Here is a 22,334-nt window from a genome sequence, read left to right on the forward strand (position 1 = left end):
ATGGCCCGTTCCCCGCGCCGTTGCGGGGAACGGGCCACTCTGCCAGCGGCACCCGAAGGGGTCAGGTGAGCTGGGCGCCGTAGGCGTTCATGGCCTCCACGACCGGCTGGAAGTAGGAGTTGCCGCCGCCCATGCCGGAGGTGATGCCCAGGCCGACGCTGCCGGAGAACAGGCAGCCGCCGGAGTCACCGGGGTTCACCGAGGCACTGGTCTGGACCGTCTGGTAGACCGGGCCCTCCTGGTAACGCACGGTCACGTTGGTGGCCTCGACCACGCCGCAGGTCAGCCGGGTGGTGCTGCCGCTCTTGCAGATCTGCTGGCCGACGCGGGCGTCCGCGGCGGAGCTGATGCGCTGCGTGGAGCCGTTCCACAGGGTCACCGCGCCCGGGCCGCTGCCGGTCGTGTTGCGGATCAGGCCGTAGTCGTTGGTCGGGAAGCTGGCGCCCACCGACGGGCCGACGTTCCACTGCGACACCGCGCGGGTGCAGTGGCCGGCGTCGAGGATGTGCAGCTGACCGCCGCGGGTCACGTTGAAGCCCGCCGAGCAGCGGGTGCCGCCGCCGGTGATGGCCTCGCCGTTGTAGATGGCCTTGCTCATCTGGCCGGTGGTGCGCTCGACGCGTACGGCGTCGCCGAGGCTCGCGGCCTTGGCGACCAGCGCGTCGGCGCCGGTGGCCGCGTCGGACACGGTCACGACGATCTGGTTGGTCTTCTCGTCGGTGCCGATGGTGGTGTGCGCGACGCCGAGCGGTTCCAGCACGGCGCGGGCCGCGTCGAGCTGGGCCAGCGAGTGCTTGACCACCTTGGCGGTGGCGCCCGCGGCCTGCGCCTGCGCCGCGCCGGCGGCGTCGAGGACGTTCACCACGGGCAGGCCCTTGGCGTCGAGGAAGCCACCGGCATGGCGGCCGGCCAGTGCGTTCTCGACCTGGGCGAGGGTGCGGGCGCTGGCGTCCTGCACGCGCAGCACGTCGAGCGCGGCGGCGGTGCTGATGCCCTCGCTCGAGGTGATGGCGGCGACCGCGGCGTTCTGCACCTCGGTCGAGTAGCCGTCGACCGTGGCCGAGGCTGGCGCGGCGAAGCCCGCACTGAACAGGGCGGTGGCACCCGCGAGGATGGCGACTGCGGCGGGGGCGCGCCGCGTGGTCGTCTTCGTCATAACCGGCAACTCACTTTCGGCAGGGGCGACCCGCACGGCTGGGGGCGGCACGGGACGCAGGGGGCACAGTGGGTCGGGCCGGGCACGGGGCGGTGTCCGGCACCGGTAACAACCGGTACACGGATCGTGACCCCCGTCACTCGTTAGCGGTACCTACTTTCGTTGGTTCAGTACCAAAGATAGGTACCTGTTGGTTATTGACTGAGTACCGTGCGCTCGGCCACCGCGTACCCCCGGGAGGCGGCTTTAGCGGGCTAAAGACGGCGCGCACTGGGGGCGGGAAGGTCGAACTCGCGCGGGGGTGGAGACGACAACAGGGCCGCCCCCTGGGAAGGGGACGGCCCTGTTGGTGGTCTAGCGAGAACCGCGAGCGCGCTGGACTCAGGCGCTCAGCGGGTTTCCTTGTGGTTCCGGTGCGTACCGCAGTTCGGGCAGAACTTCTTCATCTCCAGGCGGTCCGGGTTGTTGCGCCGGTTCTTCCTGGTGATGTAGTTGCGGTGCTTGCACTCTTCGCACGCCAACGTGATCTTTGGTCGCACGTCAGTAGCAGCCACAGCACTTGCCTCTCTCTACACAACAGCATCCCACCGGGTGAGCAACCAGGCGGGGTCTCGGGGCACGGAGCCCCACGTAGCGGTGGCCGGACTTGAACCGGCGACACAGCGATTATGAGCCGCTTGCTCTACCGACTGAGCTACACCGCCCGACACGACCGAAGCCGCGACACGAATGATACGCATCGCGGCTCAGTCACCGAGCCCCTTTACGGAATCGAACCGTAGACCTTCTCCTTACCATGGAGACGCTCTGCCGACTGAGCTAAAGGGGCGTGCTCACTGGAGCCTCGAAGAGATTACCCAACGGTCCATCCGCCGCCGAACCCGGGGTCCCCTAAGCGGGAAACCTCAGGTCAGCAGCGTCAGCACCGCCTCGGCGTGCCGGCCGGGGGTACGGGCGGTGCGGGCCTGCAGCCACGCCTCCAGCCGCTCCTCCGACAGCGGACGCGAGATCAGATAGCCCTGGGCGACGTCGCAGCCCATGGCTTCCAGCTGGTCGCGGGCCACGTCCTCCTCGACACCCTCGGCGACCACGGTCAACCCCAGCGAGTGACCAAGCTCCACGATCGAGCGAACCACCGCCAGGTCACCGAGATCGGTACCCATGCCGAGCACGAAGCTCTTGTCGATCTTGACCTGGTCGACCGGCAGCTGCCGCAGGTAGGCCAGCGACGAGTACCCGGTGCCGAAGTCGTCGACGGCCAGCACGATGCCCAGCGCGTGCAGTTCCCGCAGGATCGGCAGGGCCTTCTGCGGGTCGGACATCACGCCGGACTCGGTCAGCTCGAACGTCAGCAGCTCCGGCGGCACGCCGACGCGCTCCAGCGCCTGCGACACCCGGCGCGGGAACTCCTCGTCGGCCAGGTTGCGCACGGACAGGTTCACCGCGACCGAGATACGCAGCCCGTCGTCGAGCCACTTGCGTACCCGGTGCAGTGCCTCCTCCAGCACGAACTCCGTCAGCGCGCCGATGAGACCGGCCGCCTCGACGGCGGGCACGAACTCGTCCGGGTCGATCCGGCCGAACTCCGGGTGCACCCAGCGGACCAGCGCCTCGACGCCCTGCACCTGCCGGTTGGGCAGCGACACCTTCGGCTGGTAGTGGACGCTGACCTGGCCGTCCTCCAGCGACTGCCGGAACTGGGTGACCATCTGGAACCGGCGCATGAAGATCTGGCCCATGCTCGGCACGTAGCCACGGACCTCCTCGCCACCTCTGGTGGCGCGGACGGCGACGTCGGCACGCTGCAGCAGGGCGTCGACGTCCACCGGCTCGCCGTGTTCCTCCGGCGTCGGCGCGGCGTAGCCGACCATGGCGTTGGCCTCGACGGTCAGCCGGTCGACCGGGTACGGCGCGGACAGCTCGGTCCGCAGCCGGACCGACACGTCGTGGGCCTGCTCGGGCGTCCGGTCGACGAGCAGCGCGGCGAACGAGGCGCCCTCCAGCCTGGCGACCGGCACGTCGGCGCCCAGCTCGTCGCGCAGCCGCCTGCTGGCGGCGATGACCATCCGGTCGGCCCAGGCGTAGCCGAGCGCGTCGCTGACGGCGGAGAAGATGTCCAGGTCGATCCGCAGCACCACCGAGCTGACCCGCTCCCGCAACGGCTCCCTGGCGACCTGCCGGAAGCCCGGCCGGTTGAGCAGGCCGGTGAGCGGGTCGTGGTACGCGTCATGCCGCAGCGTGGCGAGCAGCCTGCGGTTGTCCAGCGCGGTCGCCAGGTGGCTGGCCATCGTGCCGAGCAGCTGGACGTCGGACTTGCCGAACCCGCGCCAGCGCGACAGCCGGTCGTGTGCCTCGACGATGCCGAGCAGCTGGTTCGCACTGCGCAGCGGGACGACCAGCGCCTCCTGCGCACCGCGTTCCAGCAGCGCCGCCCGCACCTCGGGGTTGGCCTCGGTGAGCCGGAAGTGCCGGACGTGCGCGCCGGGCAGGCGGATCAGCGGGTCGTCGGCGGCGGGGTTCTCCTCGGGCAGCGGTTCACCGGCGACGACGCCCCGCATGGCGTCGGTCGGGTCCAGCCGCAGCCGCAGCACCACGCGGCCCGCGGAGAGCTGGTCCTTGATCCGCTCGGCGATCGTGCCCCACTCGCCGACGTCGACGCCGCGGCCGAAGTCGTCGGCCCGGCCCGCCGGACGGGCCGCGGCCTGCTGCCCTGACCGGGCCACCATCAGGCTGACGTCGGACAGCGCCTCCATGTCCCGCTGCTCGCGCAGCAGGTCGGAGTAGGCCCAGTAGAGCGCGGTCAGGCCGACGAACACGGCGAGCACCAGCGGCCACGCCTCGGCGACGTTGGCGATGACCAGGTAGCCGGACAGGCCGACCGACGCGTTGACGAACCCGACGACGAGGATGCGGCCGGTCAGCCGCAACGCGGTGCTGATCCGCATCCGGCGGCGCAGCACCCGCACGGCCGCCAGCGCGAGCAGCGTGCTGACCAGCGGCGCGGTGAGCGTGCCCGCGAGCGCGGCCTGCCAGGGCAGGTGCGAGCCGAGCTGACCGTCGATCAGGTGCGTGACCAGGCCGGCGACGGCGAACGCGCCGGTGATCTCCAGCAGGAAGGCACCCGCGTTGTACAGCACCCTGCCCCGCACCTTGCGGGCGAGCAGCGTGCCGACGCCCGCGACGAGGTGCGCGGCGAGCACGACCTCGAACGGGGCGATGAAGAAGCCGATGACCAGCGGGATCTCGGTGAACGAGATGGTCCACGAGATGCCGCTGCGGACGTCGACGTTGACGCCGAGCTGCTCGGCGAGCAGGAACGACAACGCCAGCACGGGGGCGATCCACCACAGTTGCGCCGAGCCCTCGAAGGGCAGCCAGAACGACACGACCAGCGCGGCGACGATGCCGGCGGTCAGGACGGTCGCGGTGTAGGCGCGGAAGCGCCGTTCGTCCACGAGCGTGTCGTCGGAGGGCAACGCGGGGCGTCCCGCGGGAGAGTGGGCTGCCGCCGGTGCGGGCCTGTCAGGGCCGTGCTCGTCGGTACGGCTACCTGCGTCCGGCATGCAACCTCCTTCCGGCCTGTGTGGCGCACCGCACAGTCTGGAGCGCCGGTTTCAACGCGAATGAGGGCATCACTGTACCCCGGTGGGGGTATTCCAGCCTCTTTCCAGCCATTACGAGATCACCCCAGTGTGAGCAACGCGGGTTACCGCGTCCACCTGCGTGGAGCAGGCCGGCGAGATCGGAACGTTATTCGCGTTTTGCCCCCTTGTCACGGGTGAACAAGGGGCAGTTCACCCGACTGCCACAGCAGGGACTTCAATAAGGGTGTGAAACCGGACACGATCGCGGAAGCCCACGCCGCCAGGGTCGCCGACGCGGACCCGCTGATCCCGACCATGCAGCCGCTGCAGCCGTCGGAGGACCGCATCCTGCTCACCGCGGCCGCGGGCGGCTCCCATGCCGCCGGGCTCGCCGGGTTGGTCGAGCACTCGGATCAGGAGAGCAGGTCGATTTATCACCCGCTCAGGGAGTATCAGCTCGCTGTGCGTATCGCGGGTGATCAGCCGGACGCGGCACTGTCGGCCCTGCTCACGCAGTGGGACGACGAACTGGCCGAGCGGGCCGAGCCCGGTGACCGGGAGTCGGCGGCCGTCGTGCTGCGCCCCAGCCGGGACACGGCGGGCACCGCCGCCCTGCTCGAACACGGCTTCGCCCCCATCCGTGGCATCGCGGTGCGCCCGGCCGACCGGCTCGGCGCGGGTTCCGGGCCGACGCCCGGCGTGTACGTCCGCGCGGCCGGGCCGGAGGATCTGCCCACCGTCACCGCGCTCGGGATGGAGCTGCTGGAGTTCGACTCGCAGTTCGGCGTGGTGAACCTGCGCGAGGTCAGCGAGCAGATGGTGGCCAGCATGAGCAAGGGCTACATCCGCGGCGAGGACCCGTCGATCTGGATCGCCGAGGTGTACGGCCAGCCGCTCGGCGTGGTCACCCTGCAGCTGCCGCCCAGCTCGGACTGGGCGCGCCCGTACGTCGCGGCGGACAAGGTCGGCTACATCAACTCGATGGCCGTGTCGACCGCGGCCCGCGGTACCGGCGTCGGCACCGCGCTGACCGCGCACACGCACCAGATCTTCGACGAGGCGGGCGTCGACGTCGCGCTGCTGCACCACGCGCTGGCCAACCCCAGGTCGACGCCGTTCTGGTACTCGCAGGGGTACCGGCCGCTGTGGACCTATTGGTACCGGCGCCCGGCTGTCCGCTAGAAACGTAAGGGTGAGCATCCCGGACGAATCCAGTGCGCCAGAGGCCCCGGAGGGCGTCGACACCGAGAAACCGTCGGCGGCCAGGGTCTACGACTGGTTCCTCGGCGGCATCCAGAACTGGGCCGTCGACCGGGAGTTCGGCAAGAGAGTCGAGGCGCGCTGGCCGCACGTGCGGCCGGGCTCGCGGCACAACCGCGAGTTCCTCGGCCGTGCCGTCCGCGCCGCGCTGGACGCGGGCATCCGGCAGTTCATCGACCTCGGCTCCGGCGTGCCGACGGTCGGCAACGTCCACGAGGTGGTCCGCGAGCACCTGCCGGCCGACGAGCACGCGACCGTCGTCTACGTCGACTACGAACCGGTCGCCGTCGCCCACGCCACCCTGCTCCTGGAACGGCAGGGGGCGGGCGACTGGGCCGGGATCGTGCAGGCCGACATCCGCGACCCGAAGGCCGTGCTCCGCGACGAGACCACCCGCAGGCTGATCGACTTCGACCAGCCGGTCTGCCTGCTGATGCTGGCCGTGCTGCACTTCGTCGGGCCCGACGACGACGCCGACGGGATCATGCGTACCTACCGCGGCCGTCTGGTGCCGGGCAGCTGGCTGGTCCTGTCGCACATGACCGTCGGCGGCACGACCGGCGAGGCGCGGCGCGGCGTGCTGGACTTCGCCGAGCAGTACCGCAACACCAGCAACCCGGTCTGGCTGCGCGACCACCACGAGGTCGTCGAGCTGTTCGGCGATTGGGAACTCCTCGAACCCGGCGTCGTGCACATCCCGGACTGGCGGCCGGAACGGCAGCTGGCCGGCCCGGAGGTCGACGCGCGGCCGTTCGCGTGGTGCGGCGTGGCCGTGAACCGCGCTCGCTGACAGCGAACAGCCAGCGGAAACAAACCCACGCTCCAGATAGTTGAGCCAGGCAGACTCAACTACGAAGGAGCGCACTGATGAGCCAACAACTGCTCCTGCCGGTCCTGCCGCTCGACGACGACGTGGTGCTGCCCGGCATGGTGGTGCCGCTGGACCTCGGCGACACCGAGACCAGGGCGGCCGTGGAGTCCGCGCAGGCCGCCGTTCCCAGCGCGAACTTGCCCGGCATCCGGTCGTCGCTGTCCTCCCAGGCGCGGGTGCTCATCGTGCCGAGGGTCGACGGCGAGTACGCCGAGCTGGGCACGATCGCCACGATCGACCGGATCGGCAGAGTGCCCGGTGGGCGGACGGCCGTGCTGCTGCGCGGCACCCGCCGCGCCACGGTCGGCGCGACCGCGGACGGCCCCGGCGCCGCCCGCTGGGTGACCGCGAACCCGGTCGAGGAGGCGCCCGCCGACGAGAACGTCCGGTCGCTGGCCGCCGAGTACAAATCGGTCGTCGTGTCCGTGCTGCAGCAGCGGGGCGGCTGGCAGCTGATCGACGCGGTGCAGCAGGTGGAGGACCCGTCGGCGGTGGCCGACCTGGCCGGCAACGCCCCGTACCTGTCGCTGGAACAGAAGCTGGAGCTGCTGACCACGCTGGACGTCGCCGCCCGGCTGGAGAAGGCGCTGGCCTGGAGCAAGGAGCACCTGGCCGAGCTGGAGGTCAGCGACACCATCCGCAAGGACGTCGCCGAGGGCATGGAAAAGCAGCAGAAGGAGTTCCTGCTGCGCCGCCAGCTGGAGGCCATCCGCAAGGAACTCGGCGAGCTGGACGGCAGCGCCGACGATGACGACTACCGCGCCCGCGTCGAGGCCGCCGACCTGCCCGAGCACGTCCGCAAGGCCGCGCTGGCCGAGGTCGACAAGCTGGAGCGCACCTCCGACCAGTCGCCGGAGGGCGGCTGGATCCGCACCTGGCTGGACACGGTGCTGGAGATGCCGTGGAACACCACCACGACCGACGTGCACGACATCGCCGGGGCCCGCGAGGTGCTCGACGGCGATCACGCCGGCCTGGCCGACGTCAAGGAACGCATCATCGAGTACCTGGCCGTGCGGGCCCGCCGCGCGCAGGGCGACGCGGTTGTCGGCGGCAGGCACTCCGGTGCGGTGCTGGCGCTGGTCGGCCCGCCCGGTGTCGGCAAGACGTCGCTGGGTGAGTCCGTCGCCAAGGCCATGGGACGCGAGTTCGTCCGGGTCGCGCTGGGCGGTATCCGCGACGAGGCGGAGATCCGCGGCCACCGGCGTACCTACGTCGGTGCGCTGCCCGGCCGGATCGTGCGGGCGATCAAGGAGGCCGGGTCGATGAACCCGGTGGTGCTGCTGGACGAGGTCGACAAGGTCGGCGCCGACTACCGGGGCGACCCGACGGCCGCCCTGCTGGAGGTCCTCGACCCCGAGCAGAACCACACGTTCCGCGACCACTACCTCGAGGTGGAGCTGGACCTGTCCGACGTGGTGTTCCTGGCCACGGCCAACGCGCTGGAGACCATTCCCGGGCCGCTGCTGGACCGGATGGAGCTGGTGACGCTGGACGGCTACACCGAGCAGGAGAAGGTCGTCATCGGCCGCGACCACCTGCTGCCGAGGGAGCTGGAGCGGGCCGGGTTCGGGCCGGACGACGTGAGCTTCACCGACGCCGCGCTGAGCCGGATCGCCGCCGAGTACACCCGGGAGGCCGGGGTCCGCAACGCCAACCGCACCATCGCCAAGGTGCTGCGGAAGGTGGCGACCAGGGTCGCGCTGTCCGAGGTGACGCTGCCGGTGACGGTGGACGCCGCCGACCTCGACGACTACCTGGGCCGGCCGAGGCACCTGCCGGAGTCCTCGCTCCCGGCGTCGACACAGCGGACGGCCACGCCGGGCGTGGCGACCGGGCTGGCGGTGACCGGCGCGGGCGGCGACGTGCTCTACGTGGAGGCGTCGCTGGCGGACAAGGAGTCCGGCGGCACCGGGCTGACGCTGACCGGTCAGCTGGGTGACGTGATGAAGGAGTCGGCGCAGATCGCGCTGTCCTACCTGCGTTCCCGTGGTGCCGAGCTGGAGCTGCCGGTCGGCGACCTCAGGGAGCGCGGCATCCACGTCCACGTGCCCGCTGGCGCGGTGCCGAAGGACGGCCCGTCGGCAGGGGTCACGATGACCACCGCGCTGGCGTCGCTGCTGTCCGGCCGGGTGGTGCGGGCCGACGTGGCGATGACCGGTGAGGTGTCACTGACCGGGCGGGTCCTGCCGATCGGCGGAGTGAAGCAGAAGCTGCTCGCCGCGCACCGGGCGGGCATCACCACCGTGGTGATCCCGCAGCGCAACGAGCCCGACCTCGACGATGTACCCGCCGAGGTGCTGGCTGAGCTGGACGTGCACCCGGTGGCCACCGTGCGTGAGGTGCTGGAGCTGGCCCTCACGCCGGCGGCCACCCCGGTGCCGTCAGCGGCGTGACCCGCGGATTCGCGGAAGGACCTCGGTCGGCGCGTCCGCGCCGGCCGGGGCCCGCACGGCGGGAAGGACCTGGGTCGGTTCGTCGTCGTCCGGCTCCCCCTTCTTGCGCTGACGCAGGCGCAGGAAGACGAACAGCGCCAGGGCCAGCACGACCAGTCCGATGACGACCTTCTGGAACACCCCGGCGTACTCCTCGACCACCGGCCAGCTCTCGCCGAGCAGGTAGCCTGCGACGACGAAGATCGTGTTCCAGATCAGGCTTCCGGCCGCGGTGAGCACCAGGAACTTCGGCAGCGGCATCCGTTCCACCCCGGCCGGGAGCGAGATGAACGACCGGAAGACCGGCACCATCCGGCCGAAGAACACCGCCTTCGACCCGTGCTTGGTGAACCAGGCCTCGGTCCGGTCGAAGTCCTTCGTGGTCACCAGCGGGATCTTGGCGATCAGCCGCCTGCTGCGGTCGCGGCCGAGCAGCCTGCCCGCGAAGTAGAACACCAGCGCGCCCAGTGTCGAACCGAGTGTGGTCCAGAACAGCGCGCCGCCGAGGCTGAACGTTCCCCGGCTGGCGGTGAAGCCCGCCAGGGGCAGCACCAGCTCGCTCGGGATGGGCGGGAACACGTTGTCCAGCCCGACGATGACGGCGGCACCAACGCCACCGAGTGAATCCATGAGGTCGACCGCCCACCCTGCCAGGCCGGTCAGTGAGCCCCCCGCTTCCGCCATGTGTCTCTGCCCTTTCCTTTTCCCGCCAACGTGTTTCCGACGGTAGAAGTGCCGGGCGGCGTGGTCGCTGGGGAAGCACACCCAATGACGGTGCGGAAAACCGCAGTACGGACAGTGCACTCCGCTGGCTACTCTCGGCGATGTGGGACAGGTACGGGCCGCGGCGCGGGCGACAGCCGGGCTGGCACTGGGCGGGCTCACCGCCGTCGCCGAGCTGGCGTTCGTACTGGTCGGCTCCCCGCTGCTCGCCGTACCCGCGACCGGACCGTTCGTCTCCCGGGTTGTTGACCGACTGGTCTACCTGGAACGCAGGCGGCTCTCCCGGTGGCTGCGAGTGACCGACCTCGAACCCTGCGGCGGCTGGCGAGGTGTGCGGTATCTCACTGCACGCAGCATCGTCGGCGGGCTGGGTCTGGGGGTGCTGCTGCTGATCGGCTACGGCGCGGTCGTCGGTGTGATCGCGCTGTGGATGGCGGCGTCCACCGGGCAGTTCAGCGACTCCGGCGACCCCGACGGGCTCGACTGGTACGACCCGATCGGCTTCCTGCTGCTCGGGGTGTTGCTGTTGTTCGTCGCGGTGCAGGGGCTGATCGGTGTCGCGGCGCTGGAACGCAGGCTCGCCGCGCACTTCCTGACGCCGTCGGCCACCGACCTGCTGTACCGGCGGATGGCGCACCTGTCCACCAGCAGGGACGAGGTGGTCGCCGCCGTTGACGACGAGCGCAGGCGCATCGAGCGCGACCTGCACGACGGGGTGCAGCAGCGGCTGGTGGCACTGGGCATGCTCGTCGGCCGGGCACGGCGCAGCCGTGATCCGGAGCGCACGGCCGACCTGCTGCGGCAGGCGCAGGAGGAGACCCAGCGGACGCTGGACGACCTGCGTGAGGTGTCCTGGCGGGTGTTCCCGCACGTGCTCGACGCGGGCGGGCTGCGGCCCGCGCTGGACGCCGTCGCCGAGCGGTCCAGCCTGCCGCTGACCCTGCGCTACGCGGTGTCGGCGGAGCTGAGCAGGCCGATCGAGACGGCGGCGTACTTCGTGGTTTCCGAGGCCGTCACCAACGCCGTCAAGCACGGTGGCGGGACGCGGATCGGGGTGGATGTGGTGGAGGAGGACGGGATGGTCCACGTGGTGGTGTCCGACGACGGGTGCGGTGGCGCCCGGGCGTCCGGTGGCGGCCTGTCCGGGCTGGCCCGGCGGGTCGCGGCCGCGGACGGGACGTTCACGCTGGACAGCCCGGCCGGTGGGCCGACCGTGGTGCGGGCGGTCCTGCCGTGCGCATAGTGCTGGCCGAGGACTCGACGCTCCTGCGGGAGGGCCTGGTCCGGCTGCTCGCCGAGGAGGACCACGAGGTGGTGGCCGCGGTCGGTACGGCGACCGAGTTGCTGGCGATGACCGAGCGGCACCGGCCGGACGTGGTCGTCACCGACGTGCGCATGCCGCCGTCGCACACCGACGAGGGCCTGCGGGCGGCGCTGGAGATCCGCCGCAGCTGGCCCGAGGTGGGTGTGCTGGTGCTGTCCCAGTACGTCGAGAAGCGTTACGCCACAGAGCTTCTGACCGGTGACGGCGAGCGTGTCGGGTACCTGCTGAAGGATCGCGTCGCGCAGGTCGGTGAGTTCCTCGACGCGCTGGAGCGGGTGGCCGCCGGCGGCGCGGCGTTCGACCCCGAGGTGGTCCGGCGGTTGCTGGCCCGCACCACGCACGTCGATCCGCTGTCGCGGCTGACCGCGCGGGAGAACGAAGTGCTCGGGCTGATGGCGCAGGGGCACACCAACGCGGCCATCGCGGGACAGCTGTACGTCTCGCAGAGCGCGGTGGAGAAGCACGCCAACGCGATCTTCGACAAGCTGGAGCTGTCGCACACCAGTGGCTACAGCCGCCGGGTGCTCGCCGTGTTGCGGTATCTGGGTTCTTAGTGCCGTGAGTCACCCGACCGTCGGGTGAACAGCCTTGGCCGAGGGCGTCGCGTACCTACGCTCGTCGACAGGAGTCGGGCCTGTCGAGGAGGCGGAATGACGAAGCCGGTGTCCAGAAGATCGGCCCTGCTGGCCGCGCCCGTCGTCGTGGCAGGCGGGATCCTCGCGGCGCAGGGCACCGCGGCGGCCGACGATCCGGTCGAGATCCTGTTCACCGGGCACCGCAAGCTGGACACGTTCCCGGCGCAGCCGACGGCGGGCACCACGTTCACCGTGTATCTCGAACTGACCAACCCGTTCGGTCACCTCGTGGGTGACGGCTCGATCCGGGCGACGATCATCGACGTCGTCGGGTCCGGCCCGCCGCGGGTGCTGGTGCAGAGTTCGCTGGTGTTCCGCTTCTCCGCGGGCGACGTGCACGGCTCGGCGATGCACACCTGGCTCGCGCCGAGCGGGACCGTCCACACGATGGCGATCACCGGCGGCACCGGCGCGTACCGCACTTCCCGCGGCGACGGCGGTTTCCGGCAGGATTCCGCCGACCAGACGGCGTTCTGGCTCGCCCTGTCCTAGACCGCGAAGACGAGCACGTGGCCGTCGGGGGTCTGCACGCTGATCGACCGCAGGTCGCCGGGGTCGACGAGGGCCGCGCCGGTCAGTTCCGTCGTGCCCTCGCCCGCCGCGGCGACCCAGCTGCCCGCGAGGTGGGCGACGCCGTCGTCGCCGGTGGCGACGAGCAGGCACGGCTGTCCCGGCCGGACCCCGGCCACCGTGGCGACGATCCGGGACCAGCCGTCGGCGGGATGGACGGTGGCGGCGAGCCGGATGTCGCCCGCGGTGCCGTGGAACGTCGCAGGCCGGTCCTGCCATGCCACGACGACGCCCCCGGTCAGGGCGCCCGCGGCGAGCAGAACCGCGGTGAAGGTGGTGGCCAGTGCCCGGCGTCTGCGGTAGCGCGCCCGTTCCCGGCGGATCCGCGCCAGTGCCGCACGCAGCGGGGCCGGCCCGGCAGGCGCTGGGGGGTGGACAGCGCGTGCCGGGCCGGAGCTCACCTGCCGGAAGGGATCAGTAGCCGGACCCACCGCTGGACTCACCGGACTCGGCGGGAGCCTGCTGCTCCTGCTCGGCGGACGGGACGGGCGCCTCGGACTTGCAGCCTTCGGGCATCATGGCGAACCAGTTGCCGCCGACGCCGTGCCCCTTGGCCTCGCCGGGCGCGGTGTCCTTGGCGTACCAGTAGATCGGCCAGCCGCCGAGCGTGACCTGCCAGCTGCCGTCGTCGCGCTTGACCTTGCCGACCAGCTTCGGGTCCACGCCGTCGAGTTCGGGCGTCACCTCGGACAGCACCGGCGGCCACTGCTTCGCGCAATCGCCGTTGCAGTTGGACTTCGGCGGCTTCTTGCTGTCCTTTGTGAACAGATAGAGGGTGCGGCCGTTCTGGTCGGTCAGGACGCGGCCGACGCCTTCGGCCTCACCCGCGACGAGTTTGACGGTCTGTTCGGGCTGCTGCTGTTCCTGTTGTGCGGCGGGCTGTGCGGTGGCCTTGCCGCCCTGCGGGGTCACGGCGTACCAGGTGCCGCCGACCCCCTGGCCGGTCGCCTCCCCCGCCCCGGCGTCCTTGGAGTAGCGGTACACCGGCCAGCCCTTGACGGTCACCTGCTCGCGGCCGTCGGAGCGCATGACCTTGCCGACGACGCTGGGGTCCACGCCGGTCAGTTCCGGCGCGGTCTCGCCGTGCAACAGTGGTGGCCAGGCGGTGGCGCATTCGGCTTCGCAGTTGGACTTCGACGGGTTGGCCGAGTCCTTGTCGAACCGGTAGAGGGTCATCCCGCTCTGTTCGGTGAGCACCGTCCCGACGCCGTTGACGTCCTTCGCGGTCAGCTTCACCTGCCCGGCGGCGGCGTTGCCGGCCGGTGCCTTGCCGACGGCGGCGCCCGCGTTCTCGACGGCCACCGGTGCGGCGACCGGTCCGTCCTGCGCCCCACCGCAGGCGCTCAGCGCGACAAGGCCGATCGCGGCCGTGGCGGCGGACAAGAACAAGCGCTTGCTTGGCATCGGACATGCTCCTTCGGTCGCGGTGTGCTTTGGTGTGGTGTAGGCACCCCAGACACGGACGCGGTTCGGCAGCGGTTCGAACTTTTTCGGCAGATGCCGGATCCTGGCAGGATGAGGAAGCCCTGGCGTGGTGTCGGCGATGCGCTGGCGACGATCGGTGCGTGGCTGTTCGGCCTGGTCATCGCGCTGTTGGTGGTGCTGGCGGTCTGGGCCGCGTTCAACGGGGAGAAGTCCGGCGACGGCGACTACGAGCCCTACGACCCGCCGGACTTCCCGGTGTTCACGCCGCCCCCGTTCACCCCGTACATCCCCCAGGGCCCGATCCGATGATGCGCCTGGCCTCGGCCAGGACGTCAGCGTCGATTTCCTCCCGGGTCTGAGCCGTGAACTCGGTGTATTCGTAGGCGTCGTCAAGCCTCGCCAGCTCCTCGGCGAGTTTGAGGAAGTGGCCGTGGCGCTGGTGTACCCAGGTGGTCAGGTCCCGGGGCGTGACCTCGCCGGTCAACGCTGCAGCGGCCACGATCCGGAGCGCGGTTTCCTCGGCCGCGATGCTGCCTCGGTCGCAGCTGGGCAGACCGACCTCACGCAGTGCGGTCGGCAGCAACTCCGGCAGGCCGTCGTGCGCCTCGGCGCGGTCCAGAGCCGCGACCATGCTCATGCCGGGACCGTCCGCTCCCGCGACGAGCGCGTCGCACGCGGCAAGCACGACGTCGAAGGCCGTGCGCCGGTCGACGTACCACAGTCCGACGGTGCGCTCCAGCCTTACCAGCGCCTGCTCCAGTTCCACGGCGCCAATGCTCCCCGTCGACGTTCTTGTGGCCAACTCCCGGGGGCCGAGTTGCACACTCAGCTTCACCGTGGGAGGTGAACGACGTGACCCGAGCGCACGACGATGAGCGGCTGGCCGACGTCTACCAGGCAGGCAACGAGATGCCGGAGCGGTCCCTGGAAGCGTGGGTCCGGTTCATCGGGTCACTGGCGAACGGCCCGGTCACCAGCGTCCTCGACGTGGGAGCGGGCACCGGCATGTTCTGTGCCGCGATGGCCCGCTGGCTGCCGGTCAGCACGGCCGTCGGCGTGGAGCCGTCGCTCGCCATGGTGCGTTGCGCCGTCCCCGGGGTCCACTACGTGGCGGGCACGGCCGAGCAGCTTCCGGTCGCCTCGCGGGCGTTCGACCTGGCGCTGCTGTCCCGCGTGGTACACCACCTGCCCGATCGCCGCGCCGCCGCGGCGGAGCTGGTCAGAGTGCTGCGCCCGGGTGGAACGGTGGTCGTCCGCACGACGTTCCGGGAGCGCCTGGACGCGCTCGTCTACGACTACTGGCCCCGGCTGCGGGAGATCGACAGCCGGCGCTTCCCGAGCCGGGACGAGGTCGTGGCCGACCTCACGGCCGCGGGACTCTCGCTCACGCGTGAGACGTCCTTCGCCCAGCCCGTTGCCGCCGACCTGCGGGAATACCGCGCCCGGATGGCGACCGCTCCGTTGTCGAAGTTCGCCCACCTGTCCCCCGCGGAGTTCGCCGACGGTCTGGCGCGGATGGACCGGGCCGGTTCACGGCAGCCGGTCGAGGAGCGCTACGACGTCGTGGCGTTCACGCGTCGCGGCATGGAGCACGCGTCCGCACGCACGTGAAGGCCACCTTCACCACGTCTCACGTAATGAAGGTGGCCTTCACGAGCTTCGGCCCGAAAACCGAAAGGGCCCCGCGACCTGGTGGTCACGGGGCCCTTCCGGGGGTGGCAGGTGAGGGATTCGAACCCCCGAAGGCGAAGCCGTCTGATTTACAGGGGGATGATCGTGTCGCCCCGAAATGACCGACCACCTGCGGGTATCGGCTCCGTGTAGCGCGTGCACGGGCACCCTGGCCCACGTGTGGCCCACGCGCGTCCCGGCTCACAGGCCCTTCATGCGCTTAGCAACCAGCTCGCGTGCTTGCTGCTCGCCTCCGTCGAGACACTTCGCGTACGTCCGTAGGAGCACACCGACGCTATGCCCGGCCCACTCAGCGACGCGTGTCGGGTCGCCGGTCGCGTTGAGCCAGGTGGACACGGCGGCGTGCCGCAGGTCGTACGGCCGCAGCGCCAAGGGCGAGGCCAGCACGTCCGGCACGAACGTCGCCGCCCGCGCCTTCGCCCACGCGCGGCCGTACACACTGCTGGACAACGGGCCGTCATGGCGGACGCCCCGGAACAGCCGCCCGTCCGAAGCCGTCCCGTACACCTTCAGGTGCCAGTGCAGAATCTCAGTGAGTTCGTCCGAGCATGGAACCGTTCGCCCCTCATCTTCAATGCGATGCTTCAAACCGCGTTCTTCCCCTCGCCGACCGGAATCTGTCCACTCCGCTCCAATCTCGGGAGTCGCCTTTTCAAGGTGAAGCTCTCCCCACCCTTCCTCAGGTATCGACAAGTTCTGCTTACGAAGACTTACCGCCTCTTCAGGGCGCAATGCCGCGAAATACATCAGCGCAAAGAACGCGTACAGGCGCGGCGTCAGTTCCAGCACGGCACGCAACAGCGTGCGCCCTTGGACTGGATTCACAACGCTCCGCTTGTCGACCTCCCGCACTACTGCCTTGTGCTTCTTGACTTTCACCTTGACCATGGGATTTTCCGACAAGAGCTTCTTCTCGTCGACAGCGAAATCAAGCGCATTGCGGAGAGCTATCCGGCGAAGCCGGATTGTGTCATGCGCCGCACGCTGCCCATCCTTTCTCCTCTCAAGGCTAGCGAGGACCGACCGGAAGACATCAGGCTTGGCAAGGTCGCGCACATCACGGGTGTTGCGCTCAAGCCAATCAAGCCACCTGCCGGTGTCGCCCGAAGATCGGGCCGCCTCACGGCTGTTCTTGTTGTACGCCTTTCGCATGGCAACAGAGAGTTCTTTCACGGGCGGCGCATCGCCGCTATCTCGCAGCATGCCTAGCGTGATCGCAGTCATGGAGTCGGCAAGGCTCGAACGGTACTTCGGCGAGCTGTCATCCCATTTCATGTCGATGTAATCACATGAAAATACAAACCACGGGACTCGCTTGGCTTTTCCACGCGACGCGACCGGTCGCCCAGTTTCCAGGTCGAACGGCTCGCCACGCCGGGACGCTGCAACTAGTTCCGACCGGAAGCTGTCCGCCTGCGGGAGTACGCGGAAGCTTTCGTCAAACCGTTCACCTTCGACCATCCAACGCACGACATACCGGGCAACGACCCGCTTCCCGCTGCGATCCATCTTGTACCTGGTCTGAATAGACCACACCTTGACTTTGTAGACGGCTGCCATCAGGCCACCCCCTCGTAACACGATTCGAGCCAGTTATTTAGGTCGCGCAGGCGAACGCGCAGTTCGCCATTCGGCAACTTCACGCAGCGTGGCGCACGGTTTTTTGCTCGCCACTCCTGAAAGGTGCGTCGGGAAATTTTGAACTCTGCACAGAATTCGGCGACTGTGAGCCAATTCGCGGTTGCCATGGTGGCGTGGTCCCCTCGGGCATGGTGATCGGCGGGTGAGGGTGACGGGTCATGACGGCCTCCTTTGCTGTCGCGCGGGGTAGCGGTTTTGGCGCCGGTTCGGGCTGTTGTGAGGGGGGTAGCCGTACCAGCCGTACCAGCCTCGTTTTGCCTGGTCAGGGGTGGTACGGCTTTTTCGGTGGTACGGCTTAAGCCGTACCAGGTTTCAAGCCGTACCGGGGCTGACCTGCGGTTATGAGGCTGGTACGGCTGGGACGGCTCCCCCCTGCCTCGTCGGCCTCGGACGGGCTGCTGTCGGGGCAGTAGCGGCCCCAGGCGTCGGCGAAGTCGGCTCGCTGGTAGCCCTTGGCCTGACCGGCGCCGGGGAACCGGATCGTGGTCGAGCGGATGTCGTACTCGCGCAGCAGCGAGCCGAGCTTCATGGCGCTCAGCCCGGTGGGGCCGTACTCGCCCCACGGTGACTCCGGCATGGCCCGAAGCCGCTTCAGCAGCTCGGTTGTCGGCAGCGCGAAAGCACCGCTGAACGCGGCCCGGCAGTCGACCAGCAGCCGCACCCCGTCGGACTTCTCCCCTGTGTCGGCTGCTTGCTGGGTGAGCGCGACAGCGGCAGCGCGGGCACGGTCGGGCCAGCCGTGCCCGGCGTGGTCGGCAACGGCCACGAGCGGTTCCCAGGTGTCGGCCGCGCGGTCTTCGACCGGCATGCGGGGTTCGGCTTTCTCCAGGGTGTCCAGGTCGGCGCGTAGCCATTCGGTCAGCCCGTCGGCGAGGACCCGCAGCGGTGCCCGGTCACGCCGGGACCGGTAGGGAGCGGCTTTCTCGCCGGGGGCGCGGCGTCGCATGTGGATGACCACAGCGCGATCTTCGATGGTGTCGGGCATGGCCCCGATCCCGGCGAAGGCGGCCATGGCGAAGGTGGGGATGGTGACCACCTGCTGCGTGGAGGCGTCGTAGCGCAGCGCGGGACGGCCGCGCTGGTGTCCGGCGTTGTAGAGCCCGCGCAGGTCTTCGTGATCCCCGGCCTTGGGTCCGAAGATGGTGTCGGCTTCGTCGACCAGCAGCACCGGCGGGTCGGCGGTGACCGACCGGTACACGGCTGCTGGGGAGGCGTTGACGGTGATGAGCGGGTTGTGGCAGGTGGCTTCCACGATGTCGAGCAGGCGGGACTTCCCGCAGCGACGCTCGGGGGCGCGGATGACCAGCCGGGGTGCGTGCGCCCAGGCGGGTTGGGCGTGGCTGGCCGCGATCCACAGCACGACGCCGTCGGTGGCGTGTTCGGAGGGCATGACGACGTAGCGGGTGAGCGCGGCGTGGAGCCGGTTGAGTAGGTCGGCTCCGGCGAGCGGAGCGGGTGTGGTGGTCATCAGGCGGCGTCCTTCCCAACGGTGGTGCCGGTGCTCGGGTGACGGGGGCTGCGGGCACCGGCCGGCAACCGGGCGTCCACCACGCGCGCGACCTCACGAGGGGTGCAGCGGCACCGGGCGGTCACGAGGGCTTGCCCGGCGGCGAGCAGTTCGGCGCGGGCGTGGTGGTAGTCGAGCAGTCCGGCGCCGACGATCTGCCCGACCCGGAACGCGGCCCGTGACAGGACCTCGTTGTGGGTGGTCGGTGCCGCGTTGCGGATCGCGTCGCACTCCCGCGCGAGTCCGGCCGCTGCCCAGGCTCCCGGCCGCGCTACGGGCTTCTCCGGGCGCCCTGAGATGGCCGGAGACGGCCGAACGGAGAGGGCTTGGACCAACCAGCCGGGCAGTTCGGCCGGGTCGGTGTCGTCGAGCAGCTCGTAGCCGCCGTGCGGGAGCACCGATCCGGGTCCGAGGACGTAGCCACCGTGGCGCGGCTGTCCACGGTGGGCGCCAACAGGCCCTTGGTGTTGCGCAGGACCACGCCAGGTGGGGTGGTGAAGTACAGGTGCCGTCCGCCGGACGGGGTGGTCACGGTGTAGGTGTCCGGGATGGACACACCCCGCTCGCCCGCCACCCGGGACAACGCGGTCAGCCCGTCTCCAGCGTCGCTGCCGTCCTTGGACTGGTCGCAGTCGATGACGGTGAGCCCGGCCGGACCGGTGGCCACACCGACGTTCCACGCCCGTGCCGACCATGCCCGGTCGATCAGCTCCGGGTCGGTGGTGGCGTACTGCTCCGGCGTGCGGTGCCCAGCGGCACAGGTGCCGGTGCGCGGGCAACGGTCTTCACGGTGCCCGTACGGAATCTTGCTGCCGGGCAGGACAGGGAACACAGGCCAGCCGAGACCGGCCAGATACAGCGCCCAGCCGTGCTGCGGGTTGCGTGGGGTATCCATCGTGGACCTTCCAAGAATAGTCACGGTGTGTGACAGGATTTGGGCAGGCTCGCGCCCAGCAGCGCGCCGGGTGAGGGGTCGCAACCCCCGGTTTCCGGGCCGTTTCGGGTGTTTGCGCTGGTCGGGCGCTAGAAGCTAGTGGGCTGATCAGAGCGGGTGCGGGGCGCTAGCGTGGACGCTAGATCTAGCGTCGCCGGATGCTAGGCGGGCACCGAACGCTAGCGCCCCACGGCCGTCACTCTCCGTCGACGTTGGTGGTCTTGCGGCGGTGAGTGTTGGCGGCGGCTTCGACGTCGGCACGGACCACGCCGCGCCGGTTGGCGGTCTTGCCGCCTTCGGTCTTGCCGTGGACCTGTCCGGTCTCGACCCCGTAGGGCTTGAGCCCGGCGGCGAGCTGGTTGGCCTTCGTGCGGCCGTCCAGCTCGGCCCACGCCCCGTAGACCTCCGGGCGCAGCGCGGCCAGACGGTCCACAATGGTCTCGGACCACACCTTGGTCTCATCGGCCCCGAGTACCGCAGCGACGTCGGCGATGAGCGAGTGCGCCGGGCCGGTGGCCTCGGGGGCTTCCCCGGCGGCGTGGCCGGTGATGGTGCCCGCCTTCTCCCGCAGCGTGCGTGCCCGGCCCACGATGGTTTCGGCGGCCGGGCCGTCGATGTAGTACGAGCGCACGATCTGCGGGTCGTCGGCCGCGCCGACGAGGTAGCCGATGCCCTTGTCCTTGGCGCCGAACGTGGTCGCCCTGATGCCGTTCTTGTACGCCGACGTGCCCAGCACCATGTCGTTCTCGGTCTGCCCCATGACCCGCAGGCAGAACCGCAACCCGGCGTTCGCGGACACCCCAGGCGGCAGGCTGTTCGCGTCCGGCCGCTGCGTGGCCAGGATGAGGATCACGCCCATCGCCGGACCACGCTTGATGATGCCTTCGGCCAGCTTGGTCGCCTCGGCCTTGTAGTCCTCATGGGAAAACAGCTCCTGACACTCGTCGATCGCGGCGAAGACCAGGTGCAACCCGAGCTTGCGGTTACGCGCCAGCTCCGGCGTGACCTTGTTCTCCGGGCAGGCGGCCGGGTTCTCCTTGGCGATCCGTCGGATGGTCTTCGACCGGCGCTCCAGCTCCCGGTGCAGCTCCCGCAACGCCTCCATGGCCTTGTCCAGGGTGTCGGTGTCCGGGCCGGAGGCATAGCGGTGCGCGACCCGCTCGAACATGCCCAGGTCCCCAGTGCCCTTCAGCTCGAACAGCAGCAGTTCAACCCACGGGTCCAGCGCAGCCGCGAGCACCAGGACGCGCAGGGAGAACGTCTTACCCATGCGGGGCATGGCGCCGATGACCATGTTGGCGAACACCAGATCAACCCCGACCGGACGGCCGCGCTGATCGGTACCGAACGGCACCGTCTTGAACAAGTCGGCCTTGCCGGACTTGGCCAGCGGCCACGCGGCCGGTTTGGCGGCGGCCATGTTCTGATCACCCACCCACAGCACCAGGCGCCCGGCGTGCTCTTCGGACACCGGCTCCGGCCACACGCAGCCCAGCGGCCGACGCAGGCCGGAAGCGAGCTTGTCCCGGCGTTCCATCACGTCGGTCACGGTCACCCCGTGCGGGAGGTCCACCTCGGCGCGCCAGCCGGGGCCGTCACGGGTGATCGGTGCCGGGAACGTGATCCCCGGCCCCTTGGACACGGCCTGGTTGATCTGCGCGATGCCGAGCGCAGTCAGCGCGCGCACCACCACATCGGAGGTGAGCTTGGGCGCCTTGCTGGTGACGACGGCCCGGCCGATCACCGGCTTGTCCGCCGGAGTGCCGACCCAGCCGAACACGCCGACAGCCGCCGCGATCGTCAGCCACGACCAGACCGGGGACAGCGCGGTCACGAGCAGGAACACCCCGGCAAGGACCGCGAGGAACAGCAGGAACACGACCGTGCTGCGCTTGCGCACCCGCGTCTCCCGGATCTCGGTCAACCGCCGGTACTCATCGGTCGCACCGGCCGCCACCGCCGCGATGCGCAACGGCTTGCCCTCAGCGTCGAACACCCACCGGTGCCCGGCCACCACCACCCGACCCAGACCACGCGGGGCACGGGCGGCGAGCTTGGCCGCGTACAGCGGGCACCGGATCGCGTGATACGCCGTGGTGTGCCCGGCGTACCCGGCAAGCCACTTCGCCCGCTGGCGAACCTCACTGCGCGAACGCGCCCACGCCGGAACCAGCGGACGCACCTTCGCCTCCCGCGCGGCCTGCCACCACGACGGTTTCGCAGGCTCCGGCGGGTCCACCTGAACCGGGTGCCGCACCACCTCGGCATCCCCGTCGGCGTCGGCCGGGGCGTCGAGCACGGTGCCCCGCCCAGCCAGTGGGTCCCCGCCCTGCTCCGGGATGTCCTCCGGCGTACGCGCGGCGTCCGGCCGGATCGGCACGACGTTGCCCGCGCGGGTGTACGCGACCTCGGGCGCGCCCGGGTCGGTGGCGGCGCCCTCGGTGCCGTTCACCGCGTCGTTCACGGTGGTGTTCACGGTGTCGGCCGGGACGGTGTTCGTGGCCGGGTTCGTGGACGGCTGCTCAGCGGTGTTCACGGACGGTCCTCCCGATGGGTCGGCGGTGTTCGTGGTGGCGT

21 protein-coding genes and 2 tRNA genes are annotated in these 22,334 nt (G+C 70.3%); 9 read left to right on the forward strand and 14 right to left on the reverse strand.

Features of this window, described 5'->3' with window-relative positions; genetic code table 11:
* Positions 1-61: 61 nt before the first annotated feature.
* The 5 genes from EWH70_RS09375 to EWH70_RS09395 form a co-directional block, all read right to left on the reverse strand.
* Complete coding sequence (locus EWH70_RS09375) at positions 62-1,156, reverse strand: S1 family peptidase (protein WP_130474906.1); 1,095 nt, start codon at positions 1,154-1,156, stop codon at positions 62-64.
* 389 nt (positions 1,157-1,545) lie between these two features.
* Entirely contained in the window at positions 1,546-1,710 is a 165-nt protein-coding gene (gene rpmG / locus EWH70_RS09380; protein ID WP_130474907.1) for a 50S ribosomal protein L33, read from the reverse strand.
* A 77-nt stretch (positions 1,711-1,787) separates the two neighbouring features.
* A tRNA-Met gene (locus EWH70_RS09385) sits at positions 1,788-1,860 on the reverse strand.
* A 52-nt stretch (positions 1,861-1,912) separates the two neighbouring features.
* Positions 1,913-1,985: transfer RNA gene (locus EWH70_RS09390), tRNA-Thr, on the reverse strand.
* Between the two features lie 76 nt (positions 1,986-2,061).
* Positions 2,062-4,719 carry a putative bifunctional diguanylate cyclase/phosphodiesterase gene (locus EWH70_RS09395; RefSeq protein ID WP_130474908.1) on the reverse strand — a complete coding sequence of 886 codons (2,658 nt, stop codon included), beginning with the start codon at positions 4,717-4,719 and terminating at the stop codon, positions 2,062-2,064.
* A gap of 267 nt (positions 4,720-4,986) precedes the next feature.
* On the opposite strand from EWH70_RS09395, the gene EWH70_RS09400 reads away from it, so the two are divergent.
* The 3 genes from EWH70_RS09400 (at position 4,987) to lon (ending at position 9,267) form a co-directional block, all read left to right on the forward strand.
* Complete coding sequence (locus EWH70_RS09400) at positions 4,987-5,922, forward strand: GNAT family N-acetyltransferase (RefSeq protein ID WP_165436212.1); 936 nt, start codon at positions 4,987-4,989, stop codon at positions 5,920-5,922.
* Between the two features lie 10 nt (positions 5,923-5,932).
* Positions 5,933-6,790: an SAM-dependent methyltransferase gene (locus EWH70_RS09405; RefSeq protein ID WP_240686890.1), complete on the forward strand. Its 858-nt coding sequence runs from the start codon at positions 5,933-5,935 to the stop codon at positions 6,788-6,790.
* A 77-nt stretch (positions 6,791-6,867) separates the two neighbouring features.
* Positions 6,868-9,267: an endopeptidase La gene (gene lon, locus EWH70_RS09410; RefSeq protein WP_130474909.1), complete on the forward strand. Its 2,400-nt coding sequence runs from the start codon at positions 6,868-6,870 to the stop codon at positions 9,265-9,267.
* Here the strand turns inward: lon and EWH70_RS09415 are convergent.
* Entirely contained in the window at positions 9,256-9,990 is a 735-nt protein-coding gene (locus EWH70_RS09415; RefSeq protein ID WP_130474910.1) for a DedA family protein, read from the reverse strand. The genes lon and EWH70_RS09415 overlap by 12 nt on opposite strands.
* A 142-nt stretch (positions 9,991-10,132) precedes the next feature.
* On the opposite strand from EWH70_RS09415, the gene EWH70_RS09420 reads away from it, so the two are divergent.
* The 3 genes from EWH70_RS09420 (at position 10,133) to EWH70_RS35420 (ending at position 12,480) form a co-directional block, all read left to right on the forward strand.
* Positions 10,133-11,272, forward strand: coding sequence for a sensor histidine kinase (locus tag EWH70_RS09420; protein WP_130474911.1), 1,140 nt, complete (start codon positions 10,133-10,135; stop codon positions 11,270-11,272).
* Entirely contained in the window at positions 11,263-11,907 is a 645-nt protein-coding gene (locus EWH70_RS09425; protein WP_130474912.1) for a response regulator transcription factor, read from the forward strand. Before EWH70_RS09420 ends, EWH70_RS09425 begins: the two co-directional genes overlap by 10 nt.
* 96 nt (positions 11,908-12,003) lie before the next feature.
* A complete protein-coding gene (locus EWH70_RS35420) occupies positions 12,004-12,480 on the forward strand; it encodes a hypothetical protein (RefSeq protein ID WP_165436213.1) in 477 nt (158 codons plus the stop codon).
* Here the strand turns inward: EWH70_RS35420 and EWH70_RS09435 are convergent.
* Positions 12,477-12,959 carry a hypothetical protein gene (locus tag EWH70_RS09435; RefSeq protein WP_130474913.1) on the reverse strand — a complete coding sequence of 161 codons (483 nt, stop codon included), beginning with the start codon at positions 12,957-12,959 and terminating at the stop codon, positions 12,477-12,479. The two genes, EWH70_RS35420 and EWH70_RS09435, sit on opposite strands and share 4 nt — an antisense overlap.
* Positions 12,960-12,972: 13 nt before the next feature.
* Positions 12,973-13,962 (reverse strand): hypothetical protein, encoded by a 990-nt coding sequence (locus tag EWH70_RS09440; RefSeq protein WP_130474914.1) that lies wholly within the window; start codon positions 13,960-13,962, stop codon positions 12,973-12,975.
* A gap of 111 nt (positions 13,963-14,073) precedes the next feature.
* Between EWH70_RS09440 and EWH70_RS09445 the strand changes: the two genes are divergently transcribed.
* On the forward strand, positions 14,074-14,292 hold the full coding sequence (locus EWH70_RS09445; RefSeq protein ID WP_130474915.1) for a hypothetical protein: 219 nt from the start codon (positions 14,074-14,076) through the stop codon (positions 14,290-14,292).
* On the opposite strand, the gene EWH70_RS09450 is transcribed toward EWH70_RS09445, so the two are convergent.
* Positions 14,258-14,749, reverse strand: a complete 492-nt coding sequence (locus tag EWH70_RS09450) for a hypothetical protein (RefSeq protein ID WP_205669071.1) — start codon at positions 14,747-14,749, stop codon at positions 14,258-14,260. The genes EWH70_RS09445 and EWH70_RS09450 overlap by 35 nt on opposite strands.
* A gap of 86 nt (positions 14,750-14,835) precedes the next feature.
* Here EWH70_RS09450 and EWH70_RS09455 point away from each other — a divergent pair, with 86 nt between their 5' ends.
* Positions 14,836-15,594 (forward strand): class I SAM-dependent methyltransferase, encoded by a 759-nt coding sequence (locus EWH70_RS09455; protein WP_165436214.1) that lies wholly within the window; start codon positions 14,836-14,838, stop codon positions 15,592-15,594.
* 261 nt (positions 15,595-15,855) lie between these two features.
* Here the strand turns inward: EWH70_RS09455 and EWH70_RS09460 are convergent, their stop codons facing one another.
* From EWH70_RS09460 to EWH70_RS09470, 3 genes are all read right to left on the reverse strand, one after another.
* The gene (locus EWH70_RS09460) at positions 15,856-17,235 is read right to left on the reverse strand and encodes a tyrosine-type recombinase/integrase (RefSeq protein WP_130474918.1); all 1,380 of its coding nucleotides are present in this window, start codon (positions 17,233-17,235) and stop codon (positions 15,856-15,858) included.
* Complete coding sequence (locus EWH70_RS09465) at positions 17,235-17,423, reverse strand: helix-turn-helix transcriptional regulator (protein ID WP_130475162.1); 189 nt, start codon at positions 17,421-17,423, stop codon at positions 17,235-17,237. Before EWH70_RS09465 ends, EWH70_RS09460 begins: the two co-directional genes overlap by 1 nt.
* 188 nt (positions 17,424-17,611) lie before the next feature.
* Positions 17,612-18,784 carry a DUF3631 domain-containing protein gene (locus tag EWH70_RS09470; RefSeq protein WP_205669072.1) on the reverse strand — a complete coding sequence of 391 codons (1,173 nt, stop codon included), beginning with the start codon at positions 18,782-18,784 and terminating at the stop codon, positions 17,612-17,614.
* 38 nt (positions 18,785-18,822) lie between these two features.
* On the opposite strand from EWH70_RS09470, the gene EWH70_RS36120 reads away from it, so the two are divergent.
* The gene (locus EWH70_RS36120) at positions 18,823-19,005 is read left to right on the forward strand and encodes a hypothetical protein (protein ID WP_240686891.1); all 183 of its coding nucleotides are present in this window, start codon (positions 18,823-18,825) and stop codon (positions 19,003-19,005) included.
* 89 nt (positions 19,006-19,094) lie between these two features.
* On the opposite strand, the gene EWH70_RS09475 is transcribed toward EWH70_RS36120, so the two are convergent.
* Both EWH70_RS09475 and EWH70_RS09480 read right to left on the reverse strand, forming a co-directional pair.
* Complete coding sequence (locus EWH70_RS09475) at positions 19,095-19,718, reverse strand: bifunctional DNA primase/polymerase (RefSeq protein ID WP_240686892.1); 624 nt, start codon at positions 19,716-19,718, stop codon at positions 19,095-19,097.
* Positions 19,719-19,953: 235 nt separating this feature from the next.
* Complete coding sequence (locus EWH70_RS09480; RefSeq protein WP_240686893.1) at positions 19,954-22,293, reverse strand: FtsK/SpoIIIE domain-containing protein; 2,340 nt, start codon at positions 22,291-22,293, stop codon at positions 19,954-19,956.
* Between the last annotated feature and the right edge of the window lie 41 nt (positions 22,294-22,334).

The sequence above is a fragment of the Amycolatopsis suaedae genome, assembly GCF_004214935.1.
Classification (GTDB): Bacteria; Actinomycetota; Actinomycetes; order Mycobacteriales; family Pseudonocardiaceae; genus Amycolatopsis; species Amycolatopsis suaedae.